Source organism: Propionicimonas paludicola (genome assembly GCF_002563675.1).
In the GTDB taxonomy this organism is placed as follows: Bacteria; Actinomycetota; Actinomycetes; order Propionibacteriales; family Propionibacteriaceae; genus Propionicimonas; species Propionicimonas paludicola.
In genome coordinates, this window is sequence record NZ_PDJC01000001.1 from 1,217,788 (window position 1) to 1,243,857 (window position 26,070).

Below are 26,070 nucleotides of genomic sequence, written 5' to 3' on the forward strand. Positions count from 1 at the left end.
GTCGGCTGCGGACGGGTCGGCTCAGCCGGCCCGGACCAGCTCGGCGACCTGGCGAAGGTCGTCGATTACCGGCACCGGGAATGACTCAAGGTGCTGACGGGACTGGTGCCCGCCGCTGTACAGGGCGCACCGCGCACCAAGGCCGGCAGCGATCTCGTAGTCGTGCTCGGAGTCTCCGACGAACAGCACCTGCGCGGGATCCGCACCCGTGCTCTCCAGCCAACGCTCGGCCAGCATCCGCTTGGATGCGGCGTAGATGTCGCTGAGCCCCAGCGCCTGCTCCAGCCAGCCGTCCAGGCCGAACGGGGTCACTTGTGTGGTCAGGTTGGTCTGCTCCGAGGCGGAGATGAGCACTTGGCCGATGCCATCGGAGTGCAGCGCAGCCATCGTCTGAGTGGCTCCGTCGTGCAGCTCGCAGCCGCGGGCCGCGGCCAAGTACAGCTCCAGGAAGCGCCGTGAAGCGGCATCGAAGTTGCCCTCCGGGGACACGTCGAAGCCCAGGTCGGCGTAGTAATCGCGGACCGGGAACCGGAACACCTGGTGGTAGGCGGCGACGCCGGCGAGGCGGGGGAGCCTGAACTCGTCCAGCAGCTGATTGGTGGCCGAGACCGCGCAGGCCAGGTCGTTCAGCAGCGTTCCATTCCAGTCCCAGACCACATAGCGCATCCGATCAGCCTAGCGACCGGCCGGAGTGAAGCCGTGCACCTCGGCCAGGAAGTCCAGGGCCTGCTCAGCCACCTCGATGATCGTGTCGGCCCGCCGGAACCCGTGGCTCTCGCCGTCGAAGATCCGTAGCCGGACCGGCAACCCCTTGGCCCGGACGGCCTCGGCCATTGCCGTGGCCTGGCCCGGCGGAACCACGGGATCGTCCGCGCCCTGCAGGATCAGCATCGGGCAGTCCAGCCGGTCGAGGTGGTGGATGGGGGACCGCTCCTGATACTCGGCGATCGCCTCCGGATAGGGTCCGACCAGGCCGTCAAGGTAGTGGGACTCGAACTTGTGGGTGTCGGTGGCCAAGGTCTCGAGGTCGCCGATCCCGTACAGGCTGATCCCCGCAGCGAACACGTCGGTGCTGGTCAGCGCGGCCAAGGTGGTGTACCCGCCGGCCGACCCGCCGCGGATGCTGAGCCGCCGCGGATCAGCCAGCCCGGCCGCGACCAGGCTGCTCACCCCGCCCACGCAGTCGCGGACGTCGGCGATCCCCCAACTGCCGCGCAGCCGCTCGCGATAGGCCCGGCCATAGCCGGTGGAGCCGGAGTAGTTCACGTCGAGGATGCCGATCCCTCGGGAGGTCCAGAACTGGACGGCCAGGCTGAACTCGGGCCCGGAGAAGGCGGTCGGACCGCCGTGGGTCCACACCTGCACCGGCGGCAGCTCGCCGTCGGGGGCCCGATGGGTGGTCGAGGCCGGCGGGTAGAACCAGCCGTGCACCGGGCCGTCCGGGGATCCCCAGCTGACCGGCTGGGCGATCGAGACGGCCAGCGTGGCCGGCGCCGGAGCACCGGTGCGCCGGATGGTGGCCCAGTGTCCGGTCGCCCAGTCCAACTCAACGAGCTCCGCGGGCCGGTCGGCGAAGCCGAACAACGCAAGGCAGATCCGGCCCCGTCCGCCCAGAGCCGCGCTTACCGCCGGGCAGTCCCGCTCCTCCAGCTGGGGCGTGTCGCTGAAGTCCAGCACACCGAGACGGGCGAAGCCGTCGACCAGCCAACTGCAGCCCAGATGGGTGGCGTCGATGATGGTGTACGGCACCGGGGTGAGCACCCACAGCGGCCCACAGAAGTCGTAGGGCGCCGGCCACAGGCTCTGGCTGAGGCCGTCCTGCCAGCGCTGGAAGTTCCAGAAGCCGGTGGCGTCGCTGAGGTAGATCAGGGCGCCGTCCGGAGCCCAGGCCGGGTAGAGCGCCGAGACGCCGGGGCCAGCCTCGACCTCGGTGCGCCGGGTCGGCTCGGTGAGCGGAGCCACGACGATGGCGGCCTGTTCCCAGGGCATCTGCGGGTGGTTCCATTCGCACCAGGCCAGCTGCCCGGACCCGTTCAGGCTCGGGTGGGCGTAGAAGTCGGCGCCGTGCACCAGCACCCGTCCGCCGTCGGCATTCTCGCCGTCCAATGCGAGGGCCACGATCGTCTGCGGCGGCTCACCCGATCCGCGGTGATCCTCGCGAACAGCCAGCAGGAGACCGTGCTCGGGAGCCAGCGACAGGCTGGCGTAGCGATAGCCGTCGCCGGGGGCCAGTTGCCGGGCCGGGCCGTCCCCGGTGTCCAGCCAGACCGAGCCGTCGGGGGCGCTGCAGTAGGCGACCAGGCCGTCGGCCACCGTCCACTCACCGCCGCCGTACTCGTTCACTCGGGTGCGGACGTTCACGCCGGGGTCGGTGCGCTCGGCGGCCGGCTCGCCGGGGCGGTGCTGCCACAGGCTGACCCGGCCGCTCTGCTCGGGATGACCTTCGGTCCAGTACCGGACGCCTGCGTCGATGATGCCGGGGCTGAGCCGCAGCGCGGCTGCGGTGAGATCCTGCGGTGTGATCGGGGACGGCCAACTGCCGTAGCTGCTGATCATTGGGCAGTGTCCTCCAGGGCGGTGCGGAAGGCGGCCAGAAGCGGGTCGTTGAACAGCACGAACCGGATCAGTTCCAGTCCGTCGGTCGGATGGCTGCGCACGGCGTGGACGGCCACCTCGGCAGCCGTGGCCGGATCCCAGCCGTAGACCCCGGCTCCGATGGCCGGGAAGGCGATCGAGGTTGCGCCGAGCCGGACCGCAAGGTCGAGGCTGTGGGTATAGCAGGCGGCGAGTTGGGCAGGATCGGTCTGCCCTGCGTTGCGATTGGGGCCGACGGTGTGGATCACCCAGCGGGCCGACAGCAGGCCGGCCTCGGTGGCGACGGCCTCACCGACCGGGAGACCGTCGGGGAGCTGTTCGGCGCGGAGTCGGCGGCAGGCGGCCAGCAGGGCCGGGCCGGCAGCGGCGTGCAGGGCTCCGTCCACCCCGCCACCTCCGAGCAGGCTGGAGTTGGCGGCGTTGACCAGGACATCGGCGTGCTGCCGGGTCAGGTCGCCACGCACGGCTTCGACGACGGTCATGGACGCAGTATTTCAGCCGGACAAGGCACGAGGGCCCCGGGAGTCGCTCCCGGGGCCCTCGGTCAGTCGTGATCAGTTGAGCTTGCTGGTCTCGTCCTGGATCGACAAGGCGACCTGGCTGAGCTTCGCGGAATGTGCCTTGGCGTGGTGCCCGCAGAAGAGCAATTCACCACCGGAGGGGAGCGTTACCCGAAGATAGGCCTGCGCGCCACAACGATCACAGCGATCCGCAGCGGTCAAGGGTTCGGCAAAACTGGTACTCATCTCGCTCCTCACTTTCTCACCCACGTCAGCAGAGCTTCCGGCATCGAGAGCAACATGAACTGAGGCCAGATTGTTCCCGTGGCGTCCAGTGTAGGCAGCCCGACGGCGAAGTCCCTCTTTCCACGACACCGTTACCCGAATGCAAAGAACTGTCACACGTCCGAGATACCCTTCGGCGGTGAGCACGGGCAAGCCAGGCGAGGGCAGAGAGTACGAGGCGAGGCACCTTTTGGTGCTCGAGGGCCTGGAGGCGGTTCGCAAGCGGCCGGCCATGTACATCGGCTCAACGGACACTCGCGGCCTGATGCACTGCCTGTGGGAAATCATCGACAACGCCGTTGACGAGGCGCTGGCCGGCTTCGGCGACCGGATCGAGGTGCGGCTCAACGCGGACGGCAGCATCCAGGTCTTCGACGTGGCGCGTGGCATCCCGGTCGACATCGAACCGCGAACCGGGCTGAGCGGCGTCGAGGTGGTCTTCACCAAGCTGCACGCCGGCGGAAAGTTCGGCGCCGGAACCTACAACGCCACCGGCGGCCTGCACGGCGTGGGCGCCTCAGTGGTGAACGCGCTGAGCACCCGGCTCGATGTCGAGGTGGATCGCAACGGCGCCATCTGGGCCATGAGCTTCCGACGCGGCGTCCCGGGCATCTTCGACGGTGACGGCCCGGATGCGCCGTTCACTCCGTCGAACGAGTTGCGCAAGGTCGGACGGGTCGGCAAGAACGTCACCGGCACCCGGATCCGCTACTGGCCTGATCGCCAGATCTTCCTCAAGGACGCTCAGCTCTCCCGCACCCAGCTGCTGGCTCGGGCTCGGCAGACCAGCTTCCTGGTTCCCGGCCTGGAGCTGCGGGTGACCGACGCTCGCGGCGAGACCGAGGAAGTCGAGGTCTTCAAGCACGACGGCGGCATCGGTGAGTTCTGCGACTTCCTGTCCACCGGCGCGGCGGTCACCGACGTGCTGCGGCTGCAGGGCAGCGACCAGTTCACCGAGACCGTGCCGATGCTCGACGACCACGGCGCCATGACCCCGACCGATGTCGAGCGCACCCTGGAGGTCGACGTCGCGCTGCGCTGGGGCAATGGCTACGACAGCCAGGTCGTCTCCTTCGTGAACATCATCGCCACCCCCAAGGGCGGCACCCATGTCACCGGCTTCGAGCGCGGTCTGACCAGGGCTTTCCTTCGCGGCCTGGACGGCACCCGGCTGCTCAAGGCCGGCGAGGAGATCACCAAGGAGGATGTCCTGGAGGGCATCACGGCCGTGGTGACCGTCCGGCTGGCCGAGCCTCAGTTCGAAGGACAGACGAAGGAGGTGCTGGGCACCCCGCCGGTGGCCCGGCTGGTGGCCCGGATCGTCGAAGCCGAGCTCGGCGACTTCCTGACCTCGAACAAGGCCGCCCAGCGGCCGCAGGCCCGGGCCGTGATGGAGAAGGTGGTCTCGGCCTCCCGGACCCGGGTCCAGGCTCGGGCGCACAAGGAAGCCCAGCGCCGCAAGAACGCGCTGGAGTCCTCCACCCTGCCGGCCAAGCTGGCCGACTGCCGCAGCACCGAGCTGGATCGCACCGAACTGTTCATCGTCGAGGGCGACTCGGCACTGGGCACCGCCAAGCTGGCCCGGGACTCGGAGTTCCAGGCGCTGCTGCCGATCCGGGGCAAGATCCTCAACGTCCAGAAGGCCTCGGTCGGCGACATGCTGAAGAACGCCGAGTGCGCCTCGATCATCCAGGTGGTCGGCGCCGGTTCCGGGCGCACCTTCGATCTGGACGCGGCCCGCTACTCGAAGATCATCTTCATGGCCGACGCTGACGCCGACGGCGCGCACATCCGGACGCTGCTGGCCACGCTGTTCTTCAAGTACATGCGTCCCATGGTCGAGGCCGGCCGGGTCTACACGGCCGTCCCGCCGTTGCACCGCTTCGAACTGATCGGGCCGCGCAAGGGCACCGAGAAGTTCCTCTACACCTACTCAGAGGCCGAGTATCGGCGCAAGCTGGCCGAGCTGACCAAGAAGGGGCAGTCCTTCAAGGAGCCGCAGCGCTACAAGGGCCTGGGCGAGATGGACGCCGACCAGCTAGCAGACACCACCATGAACCCGCGCCGCCGGACGCTGCGCCGGCTGCGCGTGGACGAGGCCGCTGCGGCCGAGGCGGTCTTCGAGAAGCTGATGGGCAACGACGTCGGCCCGCGCAAGGAGTTCATTGTCGAGGGCGCCTACGCCCTAGACGCCGGCCGGATCGATGCCTGAGCAGCTCCCAGGGCTGACGTAGGCTGCCGACAAGGCAGCAGCGGACCCAGGAGGTGCGATGAGCAACACCGAAGCCAGATCCGAGATGGTGGACGCTCCGGTGACCGAGGAGCACGACGCCGACGGCATCCAGGTCATCGAACCCAAGGACGTCGCCCTGGGCGGCGCGGATGCGCTGCGAGTGCGCCGGACGTTGCCGTCGCTACGCCGCTCCTTCGTGGGCGCCTGGTGTTTCGCCGATCACTACGGCCCCGAGCAGGGCGTCTGCATGGACGTCCCGCCGCATCCGCACACCGGCCTGCAGACGGTGAGCTGGCTCTTCGACGGCGAGATCGAGCATCGTGACTCCGGCGGCGTCCATTCGATGGTGCGTCCGGGTGAGGTGAACCTGATGACCTCCGGCTACGGGATCGCCCATTCCGAGGTGTCGACGCCGGCCACCGACCGGCTGCACGGCGTCCAGCTGTGGGTGGTGCTTCCGCAGGAGAGCAAGGATCTGGTCCGGGAGTTCCAGCACCACGTGCCGGAGGTCTACGACGAGCAGGGCGTGCGGGCGAAGGTGCTGATCGGCAGCCTGGCTTCGGTGGTCTCGCCGATCCGCACCGAGACCCCGCTGTTGGGCGCCGAAGTGATCCTCGACGCCGGCGCCACCTGGGAGGTGGCCGTCGAGGCCGGCCACGAGCACGGCGTGCTGGTGGACAGCGGGCAGGTCGACTTCGACGGTGTCCGGCTGGACCGCAGTGTGCTGGGGGTGCGGGACGCCGGGCTGGATCACCTGCGACTGACCAACCCGACCGATCGCCCGGCCCGGATCATGCTGCTCGGCGGTGAGCCGTTCGACGAGGGCGTTGTGATGTGGTGGAACTTCATCGGCCGAAGCCACGAGGACATCGTCCGGCTGCGTGAGGAGTGGAATCAGGCTCCCGAAGACCGCTTCGGAGCCGTGTCCGGCTACCGCGGCGCCACGCCACGGCTGGAGGCGCCGCCGCTGCCGGCCGACCTGCGCCTGAAGCGTCGGTTCCGCAGAGGCCGCCAGTAGCCTCAGCAGACCCGGCTCAGCAGCCCGCTGTCGACGTCGTAGTGGAAGCCGCCCACCGTGGCCTGCCCGGCGATCAGTGGGTGCGCGGCGAGCAGCGCCACATCGGCGCGGAGTCGTCCGTCCTGGTCGGGATCGGCACCGAACTGATAGTCGGAGGCATCGACGCCACGCTCGGTGCGGATCCGGTCGCGCAACGCCTGGTCGTCACCAGAGGCCATGGCGCACCGGCTGTGACTGATCACCAGAATCCGGTCCACCTTCAGCAGCTGGACGCCCAGCGCACAGCCCAACAGCGCGTCGGGAGTGACGTGGCCGCCGGGGGTGCGCAGGATCTTGGCCTCACCGAGGAACAACCCGAGCATCTCCAGCGGCTGCAGCCGCGAGTCCATGCAGGTCACCACGGCGATGCCGGCATGGGCATAGCCGTCGAAGTTGCGCGGTGCCGAGGTGGCGTAGCGCTGGTTCGCCTCCAGCAGATCGTCGAACGATGCATCCACACCGGTCACCTTAGGCGGTGACCGGTGTCGCAGCTCAGCGGCTCAGCTGTGATACCTAGACCCGATGGCGGCGATCGGCTGCGTCGCGGGAGTGCCGGAGCCGTCCCGGCGCGGGTCGGCCGCGGGCAGGTCGATCGGAGCGCCGCTGGCCGCGGACGCGATCACCGGATCGGCGCCGGCCCAGGCCAGCAGCAGGACGTCCTCGCCCTTCAGGAAGCGCTGGCAGCGCACCCCAGCGGTGGCGCGTCCCTTGCCCGGGTACTCGGCCAGCGGGGTCACCTTGACGCTGCCGGCATCGGTGCCCGGCAGGGCAGAGGACGATCCGGCCACCGACACCACGCTGGCGTCGGACACCGAGGTCGCGCTGAAGTGGACGACCCGAGCCCCCTCGGAGAGCCGGATCCCGGCCATTCCGCCGCCGGAGCGGCCCTGCGGACGCACCCCGGAGGCCGGGAAGTGCAGCAGCTGGGCGTCGGAGGTGATGAAGATCAGCTCGTCCAGGTCGTGGGGGAGTTCGACGGCACCGACCACCTCGTCGCCGTCGTCGAGCCGAATGATCTCCCAGGCGTCCTTGCTGAGCAGCTCCGGGTTCACCCGCTTGACGACCCCCTGGGCGGTGCCCAGTGCCCAGCCGTAGGTCTGCTCGGTGAGCGTGCTCAGTCCGAGCACCCGCTCGCCGGACTCGAGGCTGAGCAGTTCGGCGGCCGGTGAGCCGCCCTGCAGGTTGGGCGCGGCGGCGGTCACCGGGACGGCCGGGCAGTCGATGGCTTGAGCGCGCAACAGCCGGCCGCGGTTGGTCAGTACGCCGAACTCGCCGCGGGCGGTGGTCCGGATGGCCGAGGAGATCACGTCATGGCCGGCCCGTGGGCCGGACGTGGGCAGCGGCTCATCGTTGTCGGTGCGGGCCAGAAGTCCGGTGGAGGAGAGCATCACCCAGCACGGCTCATCGGCGATCTCCAGGCTCGCGGCGGCGGCCTTGGCCCCGGTCACCTGGTTGCCGCCGGAGGCCAGCAGAATGGTCCTGCGGGGCGTCCCATGGGCCCGGGCCACCTCGTCCAGCTCGGCCGCTGTGGTCTGGCGCAGCCGTTCGGGGGAGTCGAGCAGTTCCCGGAGGTCGGCGATCGTGGCCAGCAGCCGATCACGCTCGGCCTCCAGTTCGATCCGGGAGAACTTGGTCAGCCGGCGCAGCTGCATCTCCAGGATGTAGTTGGTCTGGATCTCACTGAGCTCGAAGGCGTCCATCAACCGGGTGCGGGCCTGGGCAGCGTCGTCGGAGGAGCGGATGATGGCGATCACGTCGTCGATGTCGACGATGGCGATCAGCAGGCCGTCCACCAGATGCAGCCGGTCCTGAGCCTTGCCCAGCTGGAAGGCCGAGCGGCGCCGGATCACGTCCAGCCGGTGGGTCAGGTACACCTCCAGCAGCTGCTTGAGGCTGAGCGTGTTCGGCTGGCCATCGACCAGGGCCACGCTGTTGACCGCGAAGGAGTCCTCCAGCTTGGTCAGCCGGTAGAGCTCCTCGAGCAGGGCATCGGGATTGATCCCATTCTTGACCTCGATCACCAGCCGGGTCCCGTTGGCCAGGTCGGTGAGGTCCTTGATGTCCGAGATTCCGCTCAGCTTCTTGGCGCTGACCAGGTTCTTCACCTGCTCGATGATCCGCTCCGGGCCGATCATGTAGGGCAGCTCGGTGACCACGATGCCCTTGCGCCGCGGGTGCACCTGCTCGATCCGAGCCGAGGCGCGGACGCGGAAGCTGCCCCGTCCGGTGGCGTAGGCGTCCCGGATCCCATCCAGGCCGATGATCTTGCCGCCGGTGGGCAGGTCGGGGCCGGGGATGAAGCGCATCAGCTCGTCCAGATCGGCGTCCGGGTGCCACAGCAGGTGCTTGAGCGCCTGGACGACCTCGATCAGGTTGTGCGGCGGGATGTTGGTGGCCATGCCCACAGCGATCCCGGTGGAGCCGTTGACCAGGAGGTTCGGCAGGGCGGCCGGCAAGACCACCGGCTCGGACTCCTTGCCGTCGTAGTTGGGCCGGAAGTCGACGGTATCGGCCTCCAGGTCGGCGGTCATGGCAACCGCGGCTGGGGCCATCCGGCACTCGGTGTATCGCATGGCAGCCGGGCCGGAGTCGAGCGAGCCGAAGTTCCCGTGCCCGTCCACGGTGGGCAGCCGCATCGACCAGGGCTGGGCCAGCCGGACCAGGGCGTCGTAGATGGCCGAGTCACCGTGCGGGTGGTACAGACCCATTACCTGACCGACCACTCGGGAGCACTTCACATGCGAGGCGTCCGGACGGATCCGCATCTGATCCATCGTGAACAGGATGCGTCGCTGGACCGGCTTCAGGCCGTCCCGCGCGTCGGGGAGGGCCCGGGAGTAGATCACCGAGTAGGCGTACTCGAGGAAGCTGGTCTCCATCTCCTCGGTGACGTCGATATCGACGATCCGCTCGCTGAAATCCTCATCGACGGGCGGTGGTTTGGCGACCATCTAGCGGTCCCCCTTCTCTTCGACCTCGTGTGGATCAGCCTCCAGGCTGCGCAGACCGGCCAGCAGCCCGCGTCCGTCCGGAGCGAGGACCAAGGGTATCTCCGGGGCGATGTCGTCTTGCTCATTCAAGGTCGTGTTGGTGCCATGAGCCAGAACTTGTTCGGTGGGGGAGAGCTGCCGGATGGCGATGGCGCGGACCCGATCGGGTGCGACCCGGGCGAAGTCGGAGTAGATCGACAGGTCGTGCTGGCCGTCGTCACCGACCAGCACCCAGGAGATGTTGGGGAAGTCCCTGGTCAACTGCAGCAAGGTCTCGGTCTTGTGGGCCATCCCGGAGCGGAACCAACCGGTGTTGGTCGGGCCCCAGTCGGTGAGCAGCATCGGGCCGGACGGGAAGCCGTGCCGGGACAAGAAGCGATCCAGGAAGCCATGGGTGTTCCAGGCGCCGGTGGAGATGTACATCACCGGGGCGCCGGGATGCTCGGCGAGCGCCTGCTGGTAGAGCCGAGCCATCCCCGGGACGGCCTGGCGGGCCGACTCGTCGCGGATGAACGAGTTCCAGGCGGCGATCAGCGGACGGGGCAGCCAGGTGGAGATCACCGTGTCATCGATGTCGGAGACCATCCCGAACCGGACGTCGTCGGCGATGATCTGGACCCGTCCCTTGGCCACCTCGGAGCCGGCACTGCGGACTCGGAAGCTCTGCCAGCCCGGCTCCAGGTTGGGTTGGCGCACTCGCAGGTCGATGTAGCCGCCCCGGTCGGTGACGGTGTGCACCTCCTGGTCGCCGATCCAGATGGTCACCGGAACCCGGACGCAGGCCGCCCCGACGAAGTTGCGGAAGCCGCGCCGGCGGATGATCTCCTCGGTGGCCTTGCCGATCCCGGTGCGGGCTCGGCGCGGTACCAGGATCACCCGGCCCAGTACCCGAGCGCTGGCGGCAGTCCCGTAGCCGGTGTAGCAAATCACCTTCTCGGTCCAGCCGAGCGCGCGCAGAAACGACTCCACGCGGCGATCGAAGAACTCCTCCATGCGCGCGGCGAAGAACGGGCGGGTGCTCACTCCCACACCCTAAATGAGCCGACCGGAATTGGGGCTGAGCCGACCCCGCGTGGGAAGATGGTTCAATGACGCCGCACGCCGAGCCGCGACTGCCGCAGGCTCTGGAAGCCGAGATTCGCGCCTGCGGCTACTTTCCTGAGCTGGTCAGCGAGTCAATCGCCTTCGCCCTGGGTAGCGAGACCGCTACGGCGCATCTGGTTCACCACGAGGCCACCTTCAACCGCGACGAGATCCAGCGGCACCTGTCGGTACTGGTGCTGACCGACTCGCGGCTGATCGTGTCCCACACCGACGAGAACGACAGCGCGGGTGGACCGCCGCAGGCGCTGACCACGACCGAGTCGGTGCCGCTGGTCCGGGTCGCCTCGGTGGCGCTGAGCCAGGTGGTCTCTCATCCTGAGCACTACGGCTCGCGCAAGTCCGGAACTGACGAGGCCTGGCTGACCGTCACCTGGGGCACGGTGCGCCGGGTGGATCTGGAGCCGGCTCACTGCGCCGATCCCGAGTGTGAGGCCGATCACGGCTACTCCGGGATGCTGGCCGGTGACGACCTGACCGTCCGGATCAGCCTGGCCGGCGACGGTCCGGCCAAGGTCGCCGAGCTCATCGCCTTCGGCTCAGCCCTTCAGCAGGCCAGCGGTGGCCATCGGTGAAGCCGCGGCTGCCTGACTACGGCGGAGCCAGCCTGGCTGATCTGCTGCCCGGTGTCGGAGCCCAGCTGGGCGTGCCGAATGCCGTCGACACGATCGGTCTGCCGGCGGCCGAGAAGTACCTGGTCTTCCTGGTGGACGGCCTGGGCGCGGCGCTGCTGGACGAGTACGCCGAGCACGCCCCCTACCTGGCCTCACTGCGCGGACGCCAGCTGACCTGCGGCGTGCCCAGCACCACGGCCACCTCGATCACCAGCCTGGGTACCGGGCTGCCGCCGGGCCGGCATGGACTGGCCGGCTACTCGTTCTGGTATCCGCCCAGCGGCCAGGTACTGGCCACCCTGCGCTGGCCGGCCGAGATCAGTGCCCTGGACGTCCAGCCCCAGCTGACCTACTTCGAGCGCCTGCAGGATGCCGGGGTGGCCACCGCCGTGATCGCTCCGGCACACTTCGCCGGCAGCGGGCTGAGCACAGCCGCGCTGCGCGGCCCGGCCTTCCTGCCGGTCCGCGACGAGTCTGATCAGCCGCGGCGGGTCGAGCTCGCCGTGGAGGCGATGAGCCGCGGGCAGCGCGCGGTCGGCTATCTGTACGAGCGCAACCTCGATCACGCCGGCCACGAGCGCGGCGTGGGCTCCACGGCGTGGCTGCGTCGGCTGGCCGAGGTGGACGCGCTGGCTCAGGCGCTGCGCTCAGGACTGTCCGACGAGGTCGTCGTGCTGATCACCGGCGACCACGGCATGGTGAACGTGCCCAAGACCAACCGGCTGATCGTCGAGGACGAGCCGGAGCTGCTGACCGGCGTGCGGGCGCTGGCCGGCGAGGGCCGGCTGCGTCAGCTGATGACCGCTGAGCCGGACGCCGTAGCCGCGCGCTGGCGGGATCGGCTGGGCGAGCAGGCCTGGGTCCGCACCCGGGCCGAGGCGGAGGCCGAGGGCTGGTTCGGCCCGCTGAGCCCCAGCCTGGCCCCGCGGTTCGGGGACGTCCTGGTGGCTCGCAGCGACGATGGCGCCGTGATGACCCGGACCCTGCCGCGGGAGATGTCCCTGGTCGGCATGCACGGCTCGCTGACCGCAGCCGAGATGGACATCCCGCTCCTGATCGGCTGAGGCTCGGTCCCGGCCGAGCCGCTCACCACAGTGGGTGAATGGCCGTCCGCAGCAGGTCGTCGTAGGTCTGGTGGATCACCGCGTCGAAACCGTCCAGATCGAAGCCACCCTCGATCAGCTCGGCAGCGGCCGCATTGGCTGCGGCCTGAGCGACGTTCCGGGCGCCGGGGATCACCGTGGTCACCCCGGGTCGGGAGGCGATCCAGGCGAGCGTCGCGGCCGGCAGGCTCACCCCGTCCGGGAGCGCGGCGGCAAGCCGGGCAGCCGCGGCCAGGCCGACCTGGTAGTCCACCCCGGAGAAGGTCTCGCCTCGATCGAAGGCCTCGCCGTGACGGTTGTAGCTGCGATGGTCGTTGGCGGCGAACGAGGTGTCGGCGGTGTAGCGGCCCGACAGCAGGCCCGAGGCCAGCGGCACCCGGGCGAAGACGGCCACGCCGGCGGCCGCGGCGGCCGGCAGCACCTCGTCCAGCGGCTTGAGCCGGAACGGGTTCACGATGATCTGCACATTGGTCAGGTTCGGCCGGGCGATCGCGGCCAGGGCCTGGTCACAGGTCTCCACCGACACTCCATAGGCGGCGATGGTGCCGTCGGCCACCAACTCGTCCAAGGCCTGGTAGGTGGCGTCCGAGGTGATCACCTCGGTGGGCGGACAGTGCAGCTGGACCAGGTCGAGAGTCGCCACGCCGAGGTTGCGACGGGAACGGTCGGTCCAGGCCCGGAAGTTCTCGGGGACGTAGTTGGCCGGCACCTGGTCCATCCGGCGGCCCATCTTGGTGGCCACGGTGACCTGATGTCCGGGCCTGGTGGCCAGGAAGTCGGCGATCAGCGACTCGCTGCGTCCGTCGCCGTAGACGTCGGCGGTGTCGAACAAGGTGACCCCGGCGTCGAGCGAACCGGCCAGCACGGCCGCGGCATCGCTCGGGCTCACCTCGCCCCAGTCGGCGCCCAACTGCCAGGTGCCCAGGCCGATCGCGGAGATCTGGCGTCCGGTGCGTCCCAGGGGACGGTGCTGCATGGTCGGCATCCTCTCGATCGGCGACGCCAGGCAGCCTAGCTCAGGCCGTCCGGGTGGCATCCAAGTAGGCGGAGGAGTCGGTGGTGGGTGAGAATGACCGATGTGGCGGAACTGATCTTTTTCACCGGGCCGATGGACTGCGGCAAGTCGACGCTGGCGCTCCAGGTGGCCTACACCGAGAACTCCGCCGGGCGACAGGGACGTTTGTTCACGCGGCTGGACCGGGCCGGTGGCGCCACCATCAGCTCCCGGATCGGGTTGGACGCCCCCGCCCTCGAGGTGGATGACGAGCTGGACTTCTGGCGCTACGTGGTGACCGAGCTGACCGGCGGCAAGCGGATCGACTACCTGGTCTGCGACGAGTCGCAGTTCTTCCTCAGCGAGCACATCGATCAGCTGGCCCGAATCGTCGATGAGCTCCAGATCGACGTGTTCTGCTTCGGAATTCTGACCGACTTCCGCACTCAGTTGTTCCCGGCCTCCCGGCGGCTGGTCGAGCTGTGCGATCGGATGGAGATCCTCCAGGTGCGGCCGCGCTGCTGGTGCGGGGAGCCGGCCACGCATAATGCCCGGACCGTCAACGGGGTGATGGTCACCGAAGGCAACCAGGTGGTGGTCGGCGACACCGACTCCAGCGAGGTCTCCTACCAGGTGCTCTGCCGCCGACACCATCGACGCAAGCTGACCCGGGAGATCGCGGCCGTGACGCTCAACCCGGAGCCGCTGCCGTTCGAGCGCAGCTAGCGCTCAGTCTCGCTTCTTGGGCGAGGGCGAGCCGAACATGATCTCGTCCCAGCTGGGCACCTGAGCGCGCTTGCGCTTGCCCCGGGCGGGTGCCTGAGGCTGCTCCTCGGGCTCGTCCGGGGGCAACGGGAGCTGTTCGGGCTCGGCCGGGTGCAGCCGGGTCACCGGATGCTCGGGCTCGGGTTCCGGCTCAGGCTCGTCGCTGAGTTCGTCGACGGTGTCCAGCACCGGGACGGCCGCGCTGCCATCCAGCGGACGGATCAGCCCGGCGTAGATCTGGACGGAGTCCTCATCGAAGCTGGACAGCATGTCGTAGAGCACGTCGAGGTTGGAGTCCTGACCGGGGACGATGTCGTAGATCCCGTCCACCTCGGCCAGCTCGGCCTCGGTGTAGGCGTCGTCGGTGTACTCGCCGAGGTCCTCCTCGGGCAGCGGCTGGGTGTCGTCGGGGTCGGCGGCCTCGTCGACCCGCGGCTGGACCACCCGAACCAGGGCGAGATCCTCGTTGAGGCCCACGGTCGGCTCGGCGTCCTCTTCGCGGCGCCGGCGTCCGGGCTGCGGTCCGTGGGAGGCCGAGTGCAGGCCGAGCAGCCAGCGGGCGTCGTCGTTCTCGGCCACCGAGAACCGGCCGCCGGTGTCGTAGCTGAACAGGGCCTCGCGGCGGGCCTTGCCGGACTCGTAGTCGACGCGGACCTGCCAGCGGCGTCCCTCGAGCTTCCAGGCGTCCCAGGTGACGCTGTCCAGCTCCACCCCGCGAGAGGCCAGCCGGTCGGCCACGACCTGGGCCAGGTTGCGGTGGGCGATGGTCTCGCCACTGCGCCGCACCGGGTGCGACTGCGCCTGCGCGGCGACGTACTCCCGTTCGGCGATCACCGGTGCTGCGAAGGGTTCCACCCAGTCGGTGGTCATCCCGGCGAGGCGGGCGACATCGGCCAGACTCTCGCCGCCACGGATGCGCGCCTGAATCTCCCTCGGGGTCAGAGCGCTTTCCATTTCGATCTCCAGCGGTGAGCTCTCCGGCGACGGACGCAGAGTCGAGCCGGGCTCGGCCGGTGGCTCCTGGTGCGTCATCGCCTCTCTTTCGGCTTGCGTACGCAGGTAACCTACCAAGCCGATGGACAGATGCCGGTGTGGACCGGCCGTGGATCTGCACATGCATCACTCATGCGCGAGTAAGACGGGGCACGCATGTGGTATGCATTCCTGGCACCATAAGGCCGCAATCAGCCGCCCCCGGAATGGAGATGAACGAAAAGTCATGGCGACCGACTACGACGCCCCTCGCAAGACAGACGAGGAAAGCGAAGACTCGATCGAGGAACTCAAGACCCGGCGCAACGACAAGAACTCGGGCAAGGTCGACGAGGATGAGGTCGAAGCGGCCGAAGCCTTCGAGTTGCCCGGCGCAGACCTCTCTCACGAGGAACTGACTGTTCGAGTGCTGCCCCGACAGGCCGATGAGTTCACTTGCGGGTCTTGCTTCCTGGTGAAGCACCGCAGCCAGATTGCAGAAGTGCGTGGTGGCGTCAGCTACTGCGTGGACTGCGCTGGCTGACCAACCTTCGGCAGGCCCGCGCTCAGATCCTGAGCGTGGTCTTGCCGACCCTCGGGGCGGGCTTGCCCGTGGCTGCCGCCCAGCGCGACGCAGCGAAGCGGTTGGCCAACAACTGGGTCAACCCGATCCCCACCCCACTGGCGAGCGCCCAGGTCAACGCACGACGCAGCGGAACCTGGGGGTCGTTCGGCTCCGGCGGAGTCTCGCCCGTGGCCAGTTCCCAGGCGGCCGTGACCGCCTTGACCGCCACCGCAGTGGCGATCGTCGAAGTGGCGGCCGTGACCAGGCCCCACACAAGCTTTTCCGAGATCTCCACGATTACCTCCTACTGGGCATCATGCCTCGTGGCTGGGCATCGGGCAATGCATGGACGCCGCTAGACTGCGCCCGTGACCAGCCAGAGCATCGAGGTCGGCTTCGTCCGGCTCGACCCCGGAGTGCCGCTGCCGCGCTACGCCCATCACGGCGACGCAGGCGCCGATCTGGCTATCGCCGAAGACTGTGAGCTGGCCCCCGGAGAACGGAAGGTCGTCGGCACCGGGCTCGCCTTGGTGCTGCCGGACGGCTGGGCCGGCTTCGTCCACCCGCGCTCGGGCCTGGCTGCCCGCAGCGGGCTGACCATCGTCAACGCACCGGGCACCATCGACTCCGGCTATCGGGGCGAAGTGAAGATTTGCCTGCTGAACACCGATCGGCACACGCCGATCCGGCTCAGCAGGGGAGACCTGGTCGCCCAGCTGGTGGTGCAGCGGGTCGACGCAGTGAGTTTTGTGGAGCTGGACGCCCTGCCCGACAGCGATCGGGGCGCGGGCGGCTACGGTTCTACCGGTGGTGTGGCTCAGTGGCTGGGCCAGTCGACGCAGCGAACGGAAACTGAGGTGGGCAAGTGATCTTTGGGCGCAAGCGCAAGGCCGAGGAAGTGGACGCCGAGCCGGTGCCGGTCGAGGAGTCGTCGGCGGAGCTGGACGAGGCCGCCGACGTCGAGGAACTGGAGGCCGAGCTGACCGAGCTCGACGAGCCTGAAGAGCTCGATGAGGCCGACGGCGAACCGGTCGAGGCGCCGGAACTGGCCGACGTGGACTGGCGGGCCGAAGGTCCCTTCGACTACGACGAGGTCGAGTTGGCCCACGATGACGTCAACCGGATCGATCTGGGCTCGCTGATCGTCACCCCCTGGGACGGTCTGGGTGTCCAGCTCCAGGTGGACGAAGCAACCCGGGTGGTCCAGGCGATCACCTGCGTGTGGGAGGAGTCCGGGCTGGAAGTGGTGCTGTTCGCGGCACCCGGCAGCGGTGGACTGGCCCACGACTTGCGCGAGGAGCTGGTCGAGGAAGCCGAGGCGGCCGGAGGCAAGGTGTCGCTGGAGGACGGACCGTTCGGCCCGCAGCTGAAGCGAGTCATCCCGCAGGCCGGCCCGAAGGGCGAGCAGCTCTTCCACGTCTCCCAGGTGTGGTTCGCCGAGGGCCCGCGCTGGCTGCTCCGGGCCACCCTGCTGGGTGAGGCGGCGCTGGCCGAGGCCACCGACCCGAAGGTGGCGCCGTTCGTGGAGTTCTTCCGCAACCTCGTGGTGCGGCGCGGAAGCAAGCCGATGGTCCCGGGCGAGGTGATCGGGCTCAAGCTGCCGGAAGGAGTCGCGTGATGGCCAGTACCAACCGTCTACTGAAGGCGCTTCGCCGCCTGGGTGCGTCCAACGCCGAACTGGAGTCGGAGGCGCGGCAGCGGGTGGTCGAGGAGGCCGGGGCGAATCCGATCAGCGAGGTCAAGGATCGTCAGTTCGCTCGGATGCGCGGCTCGATCGCCATCCTGAGCATGAAACCGCGCGGCGGGACGCCCTGGCTGGAGGCTGAGTTCACCGACGGCTCTGGGACGGTCACCCTGATCTGGATGGGACGTCGCTCGATTCCGGGCATCGCTGCCGGGCAGGAACTGATCGTGTCCGGCCGGGTCTCTTTCGTGGACGGCGAACGCCGGCTCTACAACCCGTTCTACGAACTGGTCGCGGCCTGAGCTACTCGGCTGCGACCGCCCGCGGTGCCAGGTACTGGGCCAGCGCGGCCTCGTAGCTGGGGTTGGCCACGAACAGCAGCTCGTCGTCGGCTTCCAGAGCGGCATCCCGCTCCGGTGCCCGGGCGGCGCCGTCCCGGATGACCGTGACCAGCACGGCGTCCCCGGGAAGGTCGAGGTCGGCAACCCGCGTCCCGACTCGCGGCGAATCCTCCGGCAGAGTCATCTCGACCAGGTTGGTGTGGCCGCCACGGAAGCTGAACAGTCGGACCAGGTCGCCGACGGTCACCGCCTCTTCGACCAGGGCGCACATCAGTCGCGGAGTGGAGACGGCGACGTCCACCCCCCACAGCTCGTCGAACATCCACTCGTTGCTCGGGTGGTTCACCCGGCCGACCGTGCGCGGCACTCCGAACTCGGTGCGGGCCAGCAGCGAATGAACCAGGTTGGCCTTGTCGTCGCCGGTCGCGGCGATGGCCACGTCACAGGACTCCAGGTTTGCCTCTTCGAGGCTGGTCAGCTCACAGGCGTCGGCCAGCAGCCATTCGGCCTCCGGGACGCTGTCGGGCTTGATCGCGTTCGGGTCGCGATCGATCAGCAAGACCGTGTGACCGTTGGCGATCAACTCACGGGCGATGGACCGGCCGACATTCCCGGCCCCAGCGATGGCTACGCGCATCTATCTGCCTTTCAGTGCTCGACCGGGGCCTGGCCGAGGATGTCTTCGACGTCGGTGACCAGTTCGTTGGTCACCGCGGCGTAGATCAGGTCGCCGTCCTGGAAGACGGTCTGGTCATTGGGGACGGTTCCGGTGCCGAATCGCATCAGGAAGGGGATCTTGCAGGAGGACGCCTTCTCCATGGCCGACACCTTGGTGCCCACCCAGGCCGGGTCGACGTGGACCTCGACCAGCCGCACGGCCCCGGACGGATCGCGCCACTGCGGCTCGGAGCCGGAGGGGAGCAGTCGGCGCAGCACCATGTCGGCCGCCCAGCGGACGGTGGCCACCGAGGGGATGCCCAGCCGCTCGTACACCTCGGCGCGTCCCTGGTCGTAGATACGGGCGACCACATTGGTCACCTCGAAGGTCTCCCGGACCACCCGGGCGGCCAGAATGTTGGAGTTGTCGCCGCTGGACACCGCGGCGAAGCCGTCCGCCTTCTCGATGCCCGCCCGGATCAGCACCTGGCGGTCGAAACCGACGCCCTTGACCGTCTTGCCCTGGAAGTCGGGACCGAGCCGGCGGAAGGCGTCCTGGACGATGTCGATCACCGCGACGGAGTGCCCGCGGCGCTCCAAGGCTCGAGCCAGGGACGACCCGACACGTCCGCAACCCATGATGACGATGTGCATCGCCGACGCCTCCACTCGTAATGGCTACTGCTGCGTGGTTGACCTTACCGGTTTTCGCCGACCGGACCGCGTCAACATCTGGCCGCAGCAGACGCTACACCGAGCGCCGGGGCGGCTGGGGGAGCGGCGCCAAGCGGTGAGCGGGCGGGTGAGGTAGGTTTCGGTGCCCGGTTGGCATAGGGTGCGTCTACGTGAACGTGCTGGACATGGTGAAGCGGCTTCTGGTGGGCCGCAAGCTGGCCAACGCCCAACTCGGCGAGACCCTGTTGCCCAAGCGCATCGCGTTGCCGGTTTTCGCTTCGGACGCGCTGAGCTCGGTTGCGTACGCCCCCGACGAGATCCTGCTGACGCTCTCGCTGGCTGGCATGGCGGGCTTCTACTACTCCTGGCCGATCGCGCTCGCTGTAGCTGCGGTGATGCTGATCGTGGTGCTGTCGTATCGGCAGACCGTGCACGCGTATCCTTCCGGCGGTGGCGACTACGAGGTGGCCACGGTGAACCTCGGTCCGAACGCCGGCCTGGTGGTCGCCTCGGCCCTGTTGGTCGACTACATCCTCACCGTCGCGGTCTCGGTCTCCTCGGGCGTCCAGAACGCCAAAGCCATCTTCCCGGCCCTGCAGGGCAATGAGGGCTGGGTGGCCGCACTCGGCATCCTGGCTCTGATGGCCATGAACCTGCGCGGGGTGCGCGAGTCGGGTTCCTTCTTCGCGATCCCCACCTACGGCTTCATGATCGGCGTGCTGGGCATGACCGGCTGGGGCCTGTTCCGGATCTTCGGTATGGGTGAGCACCTGCAGGCGCCGACCGCCGGACTGGAAGTGATCGGCTCGCCGTCGTTCGAACCACTGGCCGGAGTGGCCATGGTGGTCCTCCTGGCCCGGGCATTCTCTTCCGGCTGTGCGGCTCTGACCGGGGTCGAGGCCATCTCCAACGGCGTCCCTGCCTTCCGGGAGCCGAAGAGCCACAACGCGGCCACCACCTTGGCCCTGCTCGGCGGAATCGCCGTCACCATGCTCGCCGGCATCATCGTGCTGGCCAACCTGACCGGCCTGAAGCTGGTCGACCCGGAGGGCCACTCGCACTTCGCGAAGAACGGCATCCCGACCGAGGTCGCGCACGAGACTGCGATGGGCCAGCTGGCGCGGACGGTCTTCGACACCTTCCCGCCGGGCTTCTACTTCGTGATCGCCATGACCATGATCATCTTGATCCTGGCCGCGAACACCGCCTTCAACGGCTTCCCGGTGCTGGGCTCGATCCTGGCCCGGGACGGCTTCCTGCCCAAGGCGCTGCACACCCGTGGCGATCGGCTGGCCTACTCGAACGGCATCATCGCTCTGGCTGCGGCCGCGATCGTGCTGGTGCTGATCTACAACGCCTCGGTGACCTCGCTGATCCAGCTCTATGTGGTCGGCGTGTTCGTCTCGTTCACGGTCAGCCAGTTCGGAATGATGCGGCACTGGACCCGGCACCTGGCCACCGAGCGTGATCCCAAGGTGCGGGCACGGATGCAGCGTTCTCGGGTGATCAACGCGATCGGGCTGACCGGCACCGGCATCGTGCTGGTGATCGTCCTGGCCTCCAAGTTCATCTACGGCGCCTACCTGGCCGTGCTGGCCATGGCCGCCGTGTTCCTGCTGATGCGCTCGATCCGCCGACACTACGAGAAGGTCAGCCGGGAGACCGCGGTCAGCCCGACCGAGGCTCGGCTGCTGCCCAGCCGAGTGCGGGCCGTGATCATGGTGCAGGAAGTGAACAAGCCGACCATGCGTGCGGTGAACTTCGCTCGAGCGACCCGGGCCAGCTCGATCGAGGCGGTGACCGTCTCCATCGACGAGGCCGAGACGCGGTCGATCATGGCCGAGTGGGAGGCCCAGGGCCTGGAAGTCCCGCTGCGCGTGATCGCCTCGCCGTACCGCGAGGTGACCGGGCCGTTCCTGAACTACGTGAAGGGCATCCGCTCGGACAACCCGCGGGACGTGGTCTGTGTCTACATCCCCGAGTACGTGGTCGGGCACTGGTGGGAGAGCCTGCTGCACAACCAGACCGGTCTGATCCTGAAGGCACGGCTGAACTTCATGCAGGGCGTGATGGTCACCTCGGTGCCCTACCTGCTGGCGTCCTCCCGCTACGCGATCAACCGCGCCAAGCGGGACAACGTGGCCGCCTGGCGGCGTCCGGGAAGCGGCCAAGTGCGGATGTCCGACACTGACGATCGTCCGGCGCAGAAGTGAGCCCGCTGCAGCCCGGTGAGGTGGTGACCGGGCTCGAGATCGGCCCGGTGGCCCATGGCGGCCATTTCGTGGCACGCCATGAAGGCCAAGTCATCTTCGTCCGGCATGCGCTCAGCGGCGAGCTGGTGGACGTCCAGATCACCGACGTGAACCGGCGCTTCGCGCGCGGCTTCGTGGTGGCCGTGCAGCGCGCAAGTGAGCATCGGGTCACCCCGCCCTGCCCGGTGGCCGGGCGGTGCGGCGGCTGCGACTTCCAACACGTCAGCGCTGCGCACAGCCGTGAGTTGAAGCGTCAAGTGGTGGCCGAACAGCTGGCGCACCTGGCCGGCTATCAGTTCACCGGGACGGTGGCCGAGGTGCTGCCGGCGCCGCTGCAGTGGCGCTCGCGAATGCGCTACCGGCTCGACGGCCAGGGGCGTCCCGGGCTGCTGGCCCATCGCTCCCGCGAGATCGTCCCTCTGCCCGAGGGTGGCTGCCGGATCGCGCTGCCGCAGATCGCCAGCCCCGGAGTCCAGGCCAGGGCCGATGGGGGAGAGTTGCTCGCCATCGCCACGGCGGACGGGCTGTTCATCGACCCGAACGACCCCACCGAGGTGACCGAGCGGGTCGGCGAGCGGAGCTACCAGGTGGCCGGTGACGGCTTCTGGCAGCCGCACACGTCCGCAGCCGCCACCCTGAGTGAGGCCGTGGTCGCCGCACTGGCTCCACAGCCAGGCGAGGTGGCGTTCGACCTGTATTGCGGCGTGGGCCTGTTCGCCGGCGCGCTGGCCGCAGCCGGCTGCATGGTGTGGGGGATCGAAGGTTCGACGAAGGCGGTCGAGCTGGCTCGCCGCAACGTGCCCACGGCTCGCTTCCTGGCCGGGGACGTGGCCCGGCGGCTGACCCGGTTGCCCGGTCGCGCCGATCTGGTGGTCCTCGATCCGCCGCGCACCGGTACGGATGCGGACGTGCTGGCCCAACTCGTCCGCCGCTCTCCGCGCCGGATCGCCTACGTGGCCTGCGACCCGGCGGCACTGGGTCGCGACCTGCTCACTTTGGACCAGTTGGGGTATGTCCCCTCCGCGGTGAGCGCCTACGACTTGTTCCCGTTGACCCACCATGTTGAATGCCTTGCCATCCTGGAACCGAGATGAGTGAGACCAAGACCCGCCGGGTGATCGAGGCGAAGTGCCCGATCCGTCCCGGTGACGTCTGCAATCTGTGTCAGCTGGACGTCACCGGCCCACAGGACTGCCCGCTGGTGTACCTGGTTCGCAGTGATCCGGACCTCCAGGAGGAGTGGATCGCGCAGCGTCGCCAGGCCCGATGAGTTCGGTCTCGGTACCGTCGTGGTGCTGGCCGACTGAGCTAGGCTGAGTTAGTATCTCGACATCGAGATATCTTGGGGACGATGGAGGTCCAATGAGCATCGACAGCTTCCGAGCAGCGACTGAACTTGAGGTGGCCGGGAAGACGTACCAGATCTTCCAGGTGGGTGCCGTGGAAGGCGCCGCGACGTTGCCGTTCAGCCTGAAGGTGCTCCTGGAGAACCTGTTGCGCACCGAGGACGGTGCGAACATCACCGCCGCCGACATCACGGCGCTGGGCGCGTGGGACCCGGCCGCCGAGCCGAACCGCGAGATCCAGTTCACCCCGGCCCGGGTGATCATGCAGGACTTCACCGGGGTTCCGTGTGTTGTCGACCTGGCCACCATGCGTGAGGCCATCGCCGAACTTGGTGGCGACCCGGCCAAGGTTAACCCGCTGTCTCCGGCCGAGATGGTGATCGATCACTCGGTGGTGGCCGACCTGTTCGGCACCCAGGACGCGTTCGCCCGCAACGTCGAGCTGGAGTACCAGCGCAACCGCGAGCGCTACCAGTTCCTGCGCTGGGGCCAGACCGCGTTCGACGACTTCGTGGTGGTCCCGCCGGGCACCGGCATCGTCCATCAGGTCAACATCGAGCACCTGGCCCGCGTGGTCTTCCCCCGCGAGGTCAACGGCGTTCTGCAGGCCTACCCGGACACCTGTGTGGGCACCGACTCGCACACCACCATGGTCAACGGCCTCGGGGTCGTCGGCTGGGGCGTGGGTGGCATCGAGGCCGAGGCAGCCATGCTCGGCCAGCCGGTGTCCATGCTGATTCCGCGGGTGGTCGGCTTCAAGCTGTCCGGCAAGCTGCCCGAGGGCACCACAGCCACCGACCTGGTGTTGACCATCACCGAGATGCTGCGCACCCACAAGGTGGTCGGCAAGTTCGTCGAGTTCTACGGCTCCGGCGTGGCCGAGGTGCCGCTGGCCAACCGGGCCACCATCGGCAACATGAGCCCCGAGTACGGCTCGACCATCGCCATCTTCCCGATCGACGACAAGACCATCGACTACCTGCGGCTGACCGGACGTCCGGCCGAGCAGCTGGAACTGGTCGAGGCCTACGCCAAGGCCCAGGGTCTGTGGCACGACGCCAACCACGAGCCGCGCTACTCGGAGTATCTCGAACTGGATCTCTCCACCGTGGTGCCCAGCATCGCCGGGCCCAAGCGTCCGCAGGATCGGGTGATCCTGGCCAACGCCAAGCAGGGCTTCGCCGAGGCGTTGCGTGACTACGTGGTGGACGAGAAGCCGGTTGGCTACGACGAGGCCGTGGCCGAGTCCTTCCCGGCATCGGACGTCCCCTCCCAGACCGGGACGAACGGGTCGGCGGCCCCGCACGCCTACGGCGAGGGCGCCTCGCTGAGCCGGCCGTCCAAGCCGACCCAGGTCAGTCTGGCCGACGGCACCAGCTTCACCATCGACCACGGCGCAGTGACCATCGCGGCGATCACCTCGTGCACCAACACCTCCAACCCGAGCGTGATGATCGGTGCGGCGCTGGTGGCCAAGAAGGCCGTCGAGGCCGGACTGACCCGCAAGCCCTGGGTGAAGACCTCGCTGGCGCCCGGCTCCAAGGTGGTCACCGACTACTACGAGAAGTCCGGGCTGACCAAGTACCTGGACGCGCTGGACTTCAACCTGGTCGGCTACGGCTGCACCACCTGCATCGGCAACTCCGGACCGCTGATCCCCGAGGTCTCCCAGGCCGTCAACGCCGCCGATCTCGCGGTCACCGCCGTGCTGTCCGGCAACCGCAACTTCGAGGGCCGGATCAACCCGGACGTGAAGATGAACTACCTGGCCAGCCCGCCGCTGGTGGTGGCCTACGCCCTGGCCGGACGGATGGATCTGGACCTGACCACCGAGCCGCTGGGCATCGGATCGTCGGGCCAGCCGGTCTACCTGCGCGACATCTGGCCGACCCAGGCCGAGGTGGACGAGGTGATCAGCTCCTCGATCACCGCGGAGATGTTCACCTCCCGCTATGCCGACGTGTTCGCCGGCGATCAGGTCTGGCAGTCGCTGCCGACCCCGACCGGTGACACCTTCGAGTGGGAGGCCGACTCGACCTACGTGCGGCGTCCGCCGTACTTCGAGAACATGCCGGCTCAGCCGGTGCCGGTGACCGATGTGGACGGGGCCCGGGTTCTGCTCAAGCTGGGCGACTCGGTCACCACCGACCACATCTCGCCGGCCGGTTCGATCAAGGCCGACAGCCCGGCCGGGAAGTACCTCACCGAGCACGGCGTGGCGCGCACCGACTTCAACTCCTACGGCTCGCGGCGCGGCAACCACGAAGTGATGATCCGCGGCACGTTCGCCAACATCCGGCTGCGCAATCAGCTGGCTCCGGGCACCGAGGGCGGCTTCACCAGGGACTTCACCGCTGCGGACGGCCCGGTTTCCACGGTCTACGACGTCTCGGTGAACTACCAGGCGGCCGGGATTCCACTGGTGGTCCTGGCCGGCAAGGAGTACGGCTCGGGATCATCCCGGGACTGGGCGGCCAAGGGGACGGCGCTGCTCGGGGTCAAGGTGGTCATCGCCGAGAGCTACGAGCGGATCCATCGGTCCAACCTGATCGGGATGGGCGTCCTTCCGCTGCAGTTCCCCGAGGGCCACAACGCGGCATCCCTGGGCCTGACCGGCACTGAGGTGTTCTCCGTGTCTGGCATCACCGAACTCAACGAGGGTCGTACTCCGAAGACCGTCCGAGTGACGGCCACCGGTGGGCCGGCGCCGATCAGCTTCGACGCCGTGGTTCGCATCGACACTCCTGGAGAGGCGGACTACTACCGCCACGGGGGCATCATGCAGTACGTGCTCCGCTCGCTGCTGCAGCGATGAGCTCACGGCGGGCCAAGGTAGCGCGTCCGGACGAGGTTCGGACGCCGACCAGTCTGCCCATCTCGGCGCGGATCGCCTGGTCCTACCTGGCCAGCCTGGGCGCGCTGATGATCGCCGGCGGGACTGTCGTCCTGGTCAATGCGAGTGTGGGCACCGCGGCCTGCCGGGCCGCCTCGAGCGACGCGGCTGCGGACTGCCGCCTGGGTTGGGCCGTGGTCTCGTCCCTGGTCGGCCTGGCACTGGGCTGGGTGGTGCTGGGTGTGCTGCTCCATTTGGGCTGGCGCTACGCGGTCGCCGCAACGTCGGTTGCCGCGCTCCTGGTCTCGGTCGATCGCTTGGAGACCTGGTGGTGGTGGGCGCTGGCCGCTCTGATCCCGGCAGCGGCCGCGCTGCTCACCCACGAATGGGGGAGCGCCACGAGAGCCAAGGTCATCCGTGACGTCGGACTGGCCGTTCTCGCAGTCGGCGCCGTGGCCGCCATCAGTTGGTGGCTGCTCCGCTAGATTAGAACGCGTGTACGATTAGC

At 68.7% G+C, this 26,070-nt stretch carries 26 protein-coding genes; 14 read left to right on the top strand and 12 right to left on the bottom strand.

From position 1 onward, the window contains the following. Nucleotides 1-21: 21 nt before the first annotated feature. The 4 genes from ATK74_RS05585 to ATK74_RS05600 form a co-directional block, all read right to left on the bottom strand. On the bottom strand, nt 22-666 hold the full coding sequence (locus ATK74_RS05585) for an HAD family hydrolase (protein ID WP_098460110.1): 645 nt from the start codon (nt 664-666) through the stop codon (nt 22-24). Nucleotides 667-675: 9 nt separating this feature from the next. Then, a complete protein-coding gene (locus ATK74_RS05590) occupies nt 676-2,556 on the bottom strand; it encodes an alpha/beta hydrolase family protein (protein ID WP_098460111.1) in 1,881 nt (626 codons plus the stop codon). Next, entirely contained in the window at nt 2,553-3,077 is a 525-nt protein-coding gene (locus tag ATK74_RS05595) for an O-acetyl-ADP-ribose deacetylase (protein ID WP_098460112.1), read from the bottom strand. The genes ATK74_RS05590 and ATK74_RS05595 overlap by 4 nt, the downstream gene beginning before the upstream one ends. A 72-nt stretch (nt 3,078-3,149) precedes the next feature. Further along, nucleotides 3,150-3,341 (bottom strand): DUF7455 domain-containing protein, encoded by a 192-nt coding sequence (locus ATK74_RS05600; protein ID WP_098460113.1) that lies wholly within the window; start codon nt 3,339-3,341, stop codon nt 3,150-3,152. Nucleotides 3,342-3,480: 139 nt separating this feature from the next. Between ATK74_RS05600 and ATK74_RS05605 the strand changes: the two genes are divergently transcribed. Together ATK74_RS05605 and ATK74_RS05610 are read left to right on the top strand one after the other, a co-directional pair. Next, nucleotides 3,481-5,592 carry a DNA gyrase/topoisomerase IV subunit B gene (locus ATK74_RS05605; RefSeq protein ID WP_098460114.1) on the top strand — a complete coding sequence of 704 codons (2,112 nt, stop codon included), beginning with the start codon at nt 3,481-3,483 and terminating at the stop codon, nt 5,590-5,592. Between the two features lie 58 nt (nt 5,593-5,650). Continuing rightward, entirely contained in the window at nt 5,651-6,631 is a 981-nt protein-coding gene (locus tag ATK74_RS05610; protein ID WP_098460115.1) for a pirin family protein, read from the top strand. Between the two features lie 2 nt (nt 6,632-6,633). Here ATK74_RS05610 and ATK74_RS05615 read toward each other — a convergent pair whose 3' ends face one another. Genes ATK74_RS05615 through ATK74_RS05625 form a run of 3 tightly spaced genes read right to left on the bottom strand, consistent with a single transcriptional unit; the run spans nt 6,634 to nt 10,683 of the window. After that, nucleotides 6,634-7,128 (bottom strand): beta-class carbonic anhydrase, encoded by a 495-nt coding sequence (locus ATK74_RS05615; protein WP_211283292.1) that lies wholly within the window; start codon nt 7,126-7,128, stop codon nt 6,634-6,636. A gap of 42 nt (nt 7,129-7,170) precedes the next feature. Beyond that, the gene (locus ATK74_RS05620; RefSeq protein WP_098460117.1) at nt 7,171-9,621 is read right to left on the bottom strand and encodes a DNA gyrase/topoisomerase IV subunit A; all 2,451 of its coding nucleotides are present in this window, start codon (nt 9,619-9,621) and stop codon (nt 7,171-7,173) included. Further along, nucleotides 9,622-10,683, bottom strand: coding sequence for an App1 family protein phosphatidate phosphatase (locus ATK74_RS05625; RefSeq protein ID WP_098460118.1), 1,062 nt, complete (start codon nt 10,681-10,683; stop codon nt 9,622-9,624). A 65-nt stretch (nt 10,684-10,748) separates the two neighbouring features. Between ATK74_RS05625 and ATK74_RS05630 the strand changes: the two genes are divergently transcribed. Both ATK74_RS05630 and ATK74_RS05635 read left to right on the top strand, forming a co-directional pair. Then, nucleotides 10,749-11,336 carry a DUF5998 family protein gene (locus tag ATK74_RS05630; RefSeq protein WP_098460119.1) on the top strand — a complete coding sequence of 196 codons (588 nt, stop codon included), beginning with the start codon at nt 10,749-10,751 and terminating at the stop codon, nt 11,334-11,336. Further along, on the top strand, nt 11,333-12,439 hold the full coding sequence (locus ATK74_RS05635; protein ID WP_098460120.1) for an alkaline phosphatase family protein: 1,107 nt from the start codon (nt 11,333-11,335) through the stop codon (nt 12,437-12,439). Before ATK74_RS05630 ends, ATK74_RS05635 begins: the two co-directional genes overlap by 4 nt. Nucleotides 12,440-12,461: 22 nt before the next feature. Here the strand turns inward: ATK74_RS05635 and ATK74_RS05640 are convergent, their stop codons facing one another. Beyond that, a complete protein-coding gene (locus ATK74_RS05640; protein ID WP_098460121.1) occupies nt 12,462-13,454 on the bottom strand; it encodes an aldo/keto reductase in 993 nt (330 codons plus the stop codon). Nucleotides 13,455-13,556: 102 nt separating this feature from the next. On the opposite strand from ATK74_RS05640, the gene ATK74_RS05645 reads away from it, so the two are divergent. Next, complete coding sequence (locus ATK74_RS05645) at nt 13,557-14,198, top strand: thymidine kinase (RefSeq protein ID WP_098462045.1); 642 nt, start codon at nt 13,557-13,559, stop codon at nt 14,196-14,198. Between the two features lie 3 nt (nt 14,199-14,201). Here the strand turns inward: ATK74_RS05645 and sepH are convergent, their stop codons facing one another. Next, a complete protein-coding gene (sepH, locus tag ATK74_RS05650) occupies nt 14,202-15,269 on the bottom strand; it encodes a septation protein SepH (RefSeq protein WP_169923747.1) in 1,068 nt (355 codons plus the stop codon). Nucleotides 15,270-15,456: 187 nt separating this feature from the next. Between sepH and ATK74_RS05655 the strand changes: the two genes are divergently transcribed. Further along, nucleotides 15,457-15,753 (top strand): DUF4193 domain-containing protein, encoded by a 297-nt coding sequence (locus tag ATK74_RS05655; RefSeq protein ID WP_098460123.1) that lies wholly within the window; start codon nt 15,457-15,459, stop codon nt 15,751-15,753. 22 nt (nt 15,754-15,775) lie between these two features. On the opposite strand, the gene ATK74_RS05660 is transcribed toward ATK74_RS05655, so the two are convergent. Beyond that, a complete protein-coding gene (locus ATK74_RS05660; RefSeq protein WP_098460124.1) occupies nt 15,776-16,069 on the bottom strand; it encodes a DUF4235 domain-containing protein in 294 nt (97 codons plus the stop codon). Nucleotides 16,070-16,142: 73 nt separating this feature from the next. Between ATK74_RS05660 and dut the strand changes: the two genes are divergently transcribed. From dut to ATK74_RS05675, 3 genes are read left to right on the top strand one after another with little or no spacing between them, the layout of a single operon-like run. Next, nucleotides 16,143-16,643 carry a dUTP diphosphatase gene (dut, locus tag ATK74_RS05665; protein ID WP_098460125.1) on the top strand — a complete coding sequence of 167 codons (501 nt, stop codon included), beginning with the start codon at nt 16,143-16,145 and terminating at the stop codon, nt 16,641-16,643. Further along, nucleotides 16,640-17,392, top strand: coding sequence for a DUF3710 domain-containing protein (locus ATK74_RS05670; RefSeq protein ID WP_098460126.1), 753 nt, complete (start codon nt 16,640-16,642; stop codon nt 17,390-17,392). The genes dut and ATK74_RS05670 overlap by 4 nt, the downstream gene beginning before the upstream one ends. Next, the gene (locus ATK74_RS05675; protein ID WP_098460127.1) at nt 17,392-17,760 is read left to right on the top strand and encodes an OB-fold nucleic acid binding domain-containing protein; all 369 of its coding nucleotides are present in this window, start codon (nt 17,392-17,394) and stop codon (nt 17,758-17,760) included. Before ATK74_RS05670 ends, ATK74_RS05675 begins: the two co-directional genes overlap by 1 nt. Before the next feature lies 1 nt (nt 17,761). On the opposite strand, the gene ATK74_RS05680 is transcribed toward ATK74_RS05675, so the two are convergent. Together ATK74_RS05680 and ATK74_RS05685 are read right to left on the bottom strand one after the other, a co-directional pair. Next, nucleotides 17,762-18,436: a potassium channel family protein gene (locus ATK74_RS05680; RefSeq protein ID WP_098460128.1), complete on the bottom strand. Its 675-nt coding sequence runs from the start codon at nt 18,434-18,436 to the stop codon at nt 17,762-17,764. 11 nt (nt 18,437-18,447) lie between these two features. Further along, on the bottom strand, nt 18,448-19,110 hold the full coding sequence (locus ATK74_RS05685) for a potassium channel family protein (protein ID WP_098460129.1): 663 nt from the start codon (nt 19,108-19,110) through the stop codon (nt 18,448-18,450). A gap of 191 nt (nt 19,111-19,301) precedes the next feature. On the opposite strand from ATK74_RS05685, the gene ATK74_RS05690 reads away from it, so the two are divergent. The 5 genes from ATK74_RS05690 to ATK74_RS05710 all read left to right on the top strand — a co-directional run bounded on the left by ATK74_RS05690 (nt 19,302) and on the right by ATK74_RS05710 (nt 26,047). After that, nucleotides 19,302-21,344 carry an APC family permease gene (locus ATK74_RS05690; RefSeq protein ID WP_425440096.1) on the top strand — a complete coding sequence of 681 codons (2,043 nt, stop codon included), beginning with the start codon at nt 19,302-19,304 and terminating at the stop codon, nt 21,342-21,344. Then, nucleotides 21,341-22,477, top strand: coding sequence for a class I SAM-dependent RNA methyltransferase (locus ATK74_RS05695; protein WP_245840775.1), 1,137 nt, complete (start codon nt 21,341-21,343; stop codon nt 22,475-22,477). The genes ATK74_RS05690 and ATK74_RS05695 overlap by 4 nt, the downstream gene beginning before the upstream one ends. Beyond that, entirely contained in the window at nt 22,474-22,653 is a 180-nt protein-coding gene (locus ATK74_RS05700; RefSeq protein WP_098460130.1) for a DUF6767 domain-containing protein, read from the top strand. The genes ATK74_RS05695 and ATK74_RS05700 overlap by 4 nt, the downstream gene beginning before the upstream one ends. Nucleotides 22,654-22,745: 92 nt before the next feature. Further along, on the top strand, nt 22,746-25,544 hold the full coding sequence (acnA, locus tag ATK74_RS05705; protein WP_098460131.1) for an aconitate hydratase AcnA: 2,799 nt from the start codon (nt 22,746-22,748) through the stop codon (nt 25,542-25,544). Then, nucleotides 25,541-26,047 carry a hypothetical protein gene (locus ATK74_RS05710; RefSeq protein WP_098460132.1) on the top strand — a complete coding sequence of 169 codons (507 nt, stop codon included), beginning with the start codon at nt 25,541-25,543 and terminating at the stop codon, nt 26,045-26,047. Before acnA ends, ATK74_RS05710 begins: the two co-directional genes overlap by 4 nt. Nucleotides 26,048-26,070 lie beyond the last annotated feature (23 nt).

Excerpts from the sequence above, each read along its gene's own strand:
- ATK74_RS05700 (WP_098460130.1), top strand. The coding sequence starts at position 22,474 with ATGAGTGAGACCAAGACCCGCCGGGTGATCGAGGCGAAGTGCCCGATC.
- ATK74_RS05600 (WP_098460113.1), bottom strand. The coding sequence starts at position 3,341 with ATGAGTACCAGTTTTGCCGAACCCTTGACCGCTGCGGATCGCTGTGAT.
- ATK74_RS05680 (WP_098460128.1), bottom strand. The coding sequence starts at position 18,436 with ATGCGCGTAGCCATCGCTGGGGCCGGGAATGTCGGCCGGTCCATCGCC.
- ATK74_RS05605 (WP_098460114.1), top strand. The coding sequence starts at position 3,481 with ATGCAAAGAACTGTCACACGTCCGAGATACCCTTCGGCGGTGAGCACG.
- ATK74_RS05630 (WP_098460119.1), top strand. The coding sequence starts at position 10,749 with ATGACGCCGCACGCCGAGCCGCGACTGCCGCAGGCTCTGGAAGCCGAG.
- ATK74_RS05710 (WP_098460132.1), top strand. The coding sequence starts at position 25,541 with ATGAGCTCACGGCGGGCCAAGGTAGCGCGTCCGGACGAGGTTCGGACG.
- ATK74_RS05590 (WP_098460111.1), bottom strand. The coding sequence starts at position 2,556 with ATGATCAGCAGCTACGGCAGTTGGCCGTCCCCGATCACACCGCAGGAT.
- ATK74_RS05610 (WP_098460115.1), top strand. The coding sequence starts at position 5,651 with ATGAGCAACACCGAAGCCAGATCCGAGATGGTGGACGCTCCGGTGACC.
- ATK74_RS05640 (WP_098460121.1), bottom strand. The coding sequence starts at position 13,454 with ATGCAGCACCGTCCCCTGGGACGCACCGGACGCCAGATCTCCGCGATC.
- ATK74_RS05620 (WP_098460117.1), bottom strand. The coding sequence starts at position 9,621 with ATGGTCGCCAAACCACCGCCCGTCGATGAGGATTTCAGCGAGCGGATC.
- sepH (WP_169923747.1), bottom strand. The coding sequence starts at position 15,269 with ATGACGCACCAGGAGCCACCGGCCGAGCCCGGCTCGACTCTGCGTCCG.
- ATK74_RS05655 (WP_098460123.1), top strand. The coding sequence starts at position 15,457 with ATGGCGACCGACTACGACGCCCCTCGCAAGACAGACGAGGAAAGCGAA.
- ATK74_RS05685 (WP_098460129.1), bottom strand. The coding sequence starts at position 19,110 with ATGCACATCGTCATCATGGGTTGCGGACGTGTCGGGTCGTCCCTGGCT.
- ATK74_RS05595 (WP_098460112.1), bottom strand. The coding sequence starts at position 3,077 with ATGACCGTCGTCGAAGCCGTGCGTGGCGACCTGACCCGGCAGCACGCC.
- acnA (WP_098460131.1), top strand. The coding sequence starts at position 22,746 with ATGAGCATCGACAGCTTCCGAGCAGCGACTGAACTTGAGGTGGCCGGG.
- ATK74_RS05675 (WP_098460127.1), top strand. The coding sequence starts at position 17,392 with ATGGCCAGTACCAACCGTCTACTGAAGGCGCTTCGCCGCCTGGGTGCG.
- ATK74_RS05585 (WP_098460110.1), bottom strand. The coding sequence starts at position 666 with ATGCGCTATGTGGTCTGGGACTGGAATGGAACGCTGCTGAACGACCTG.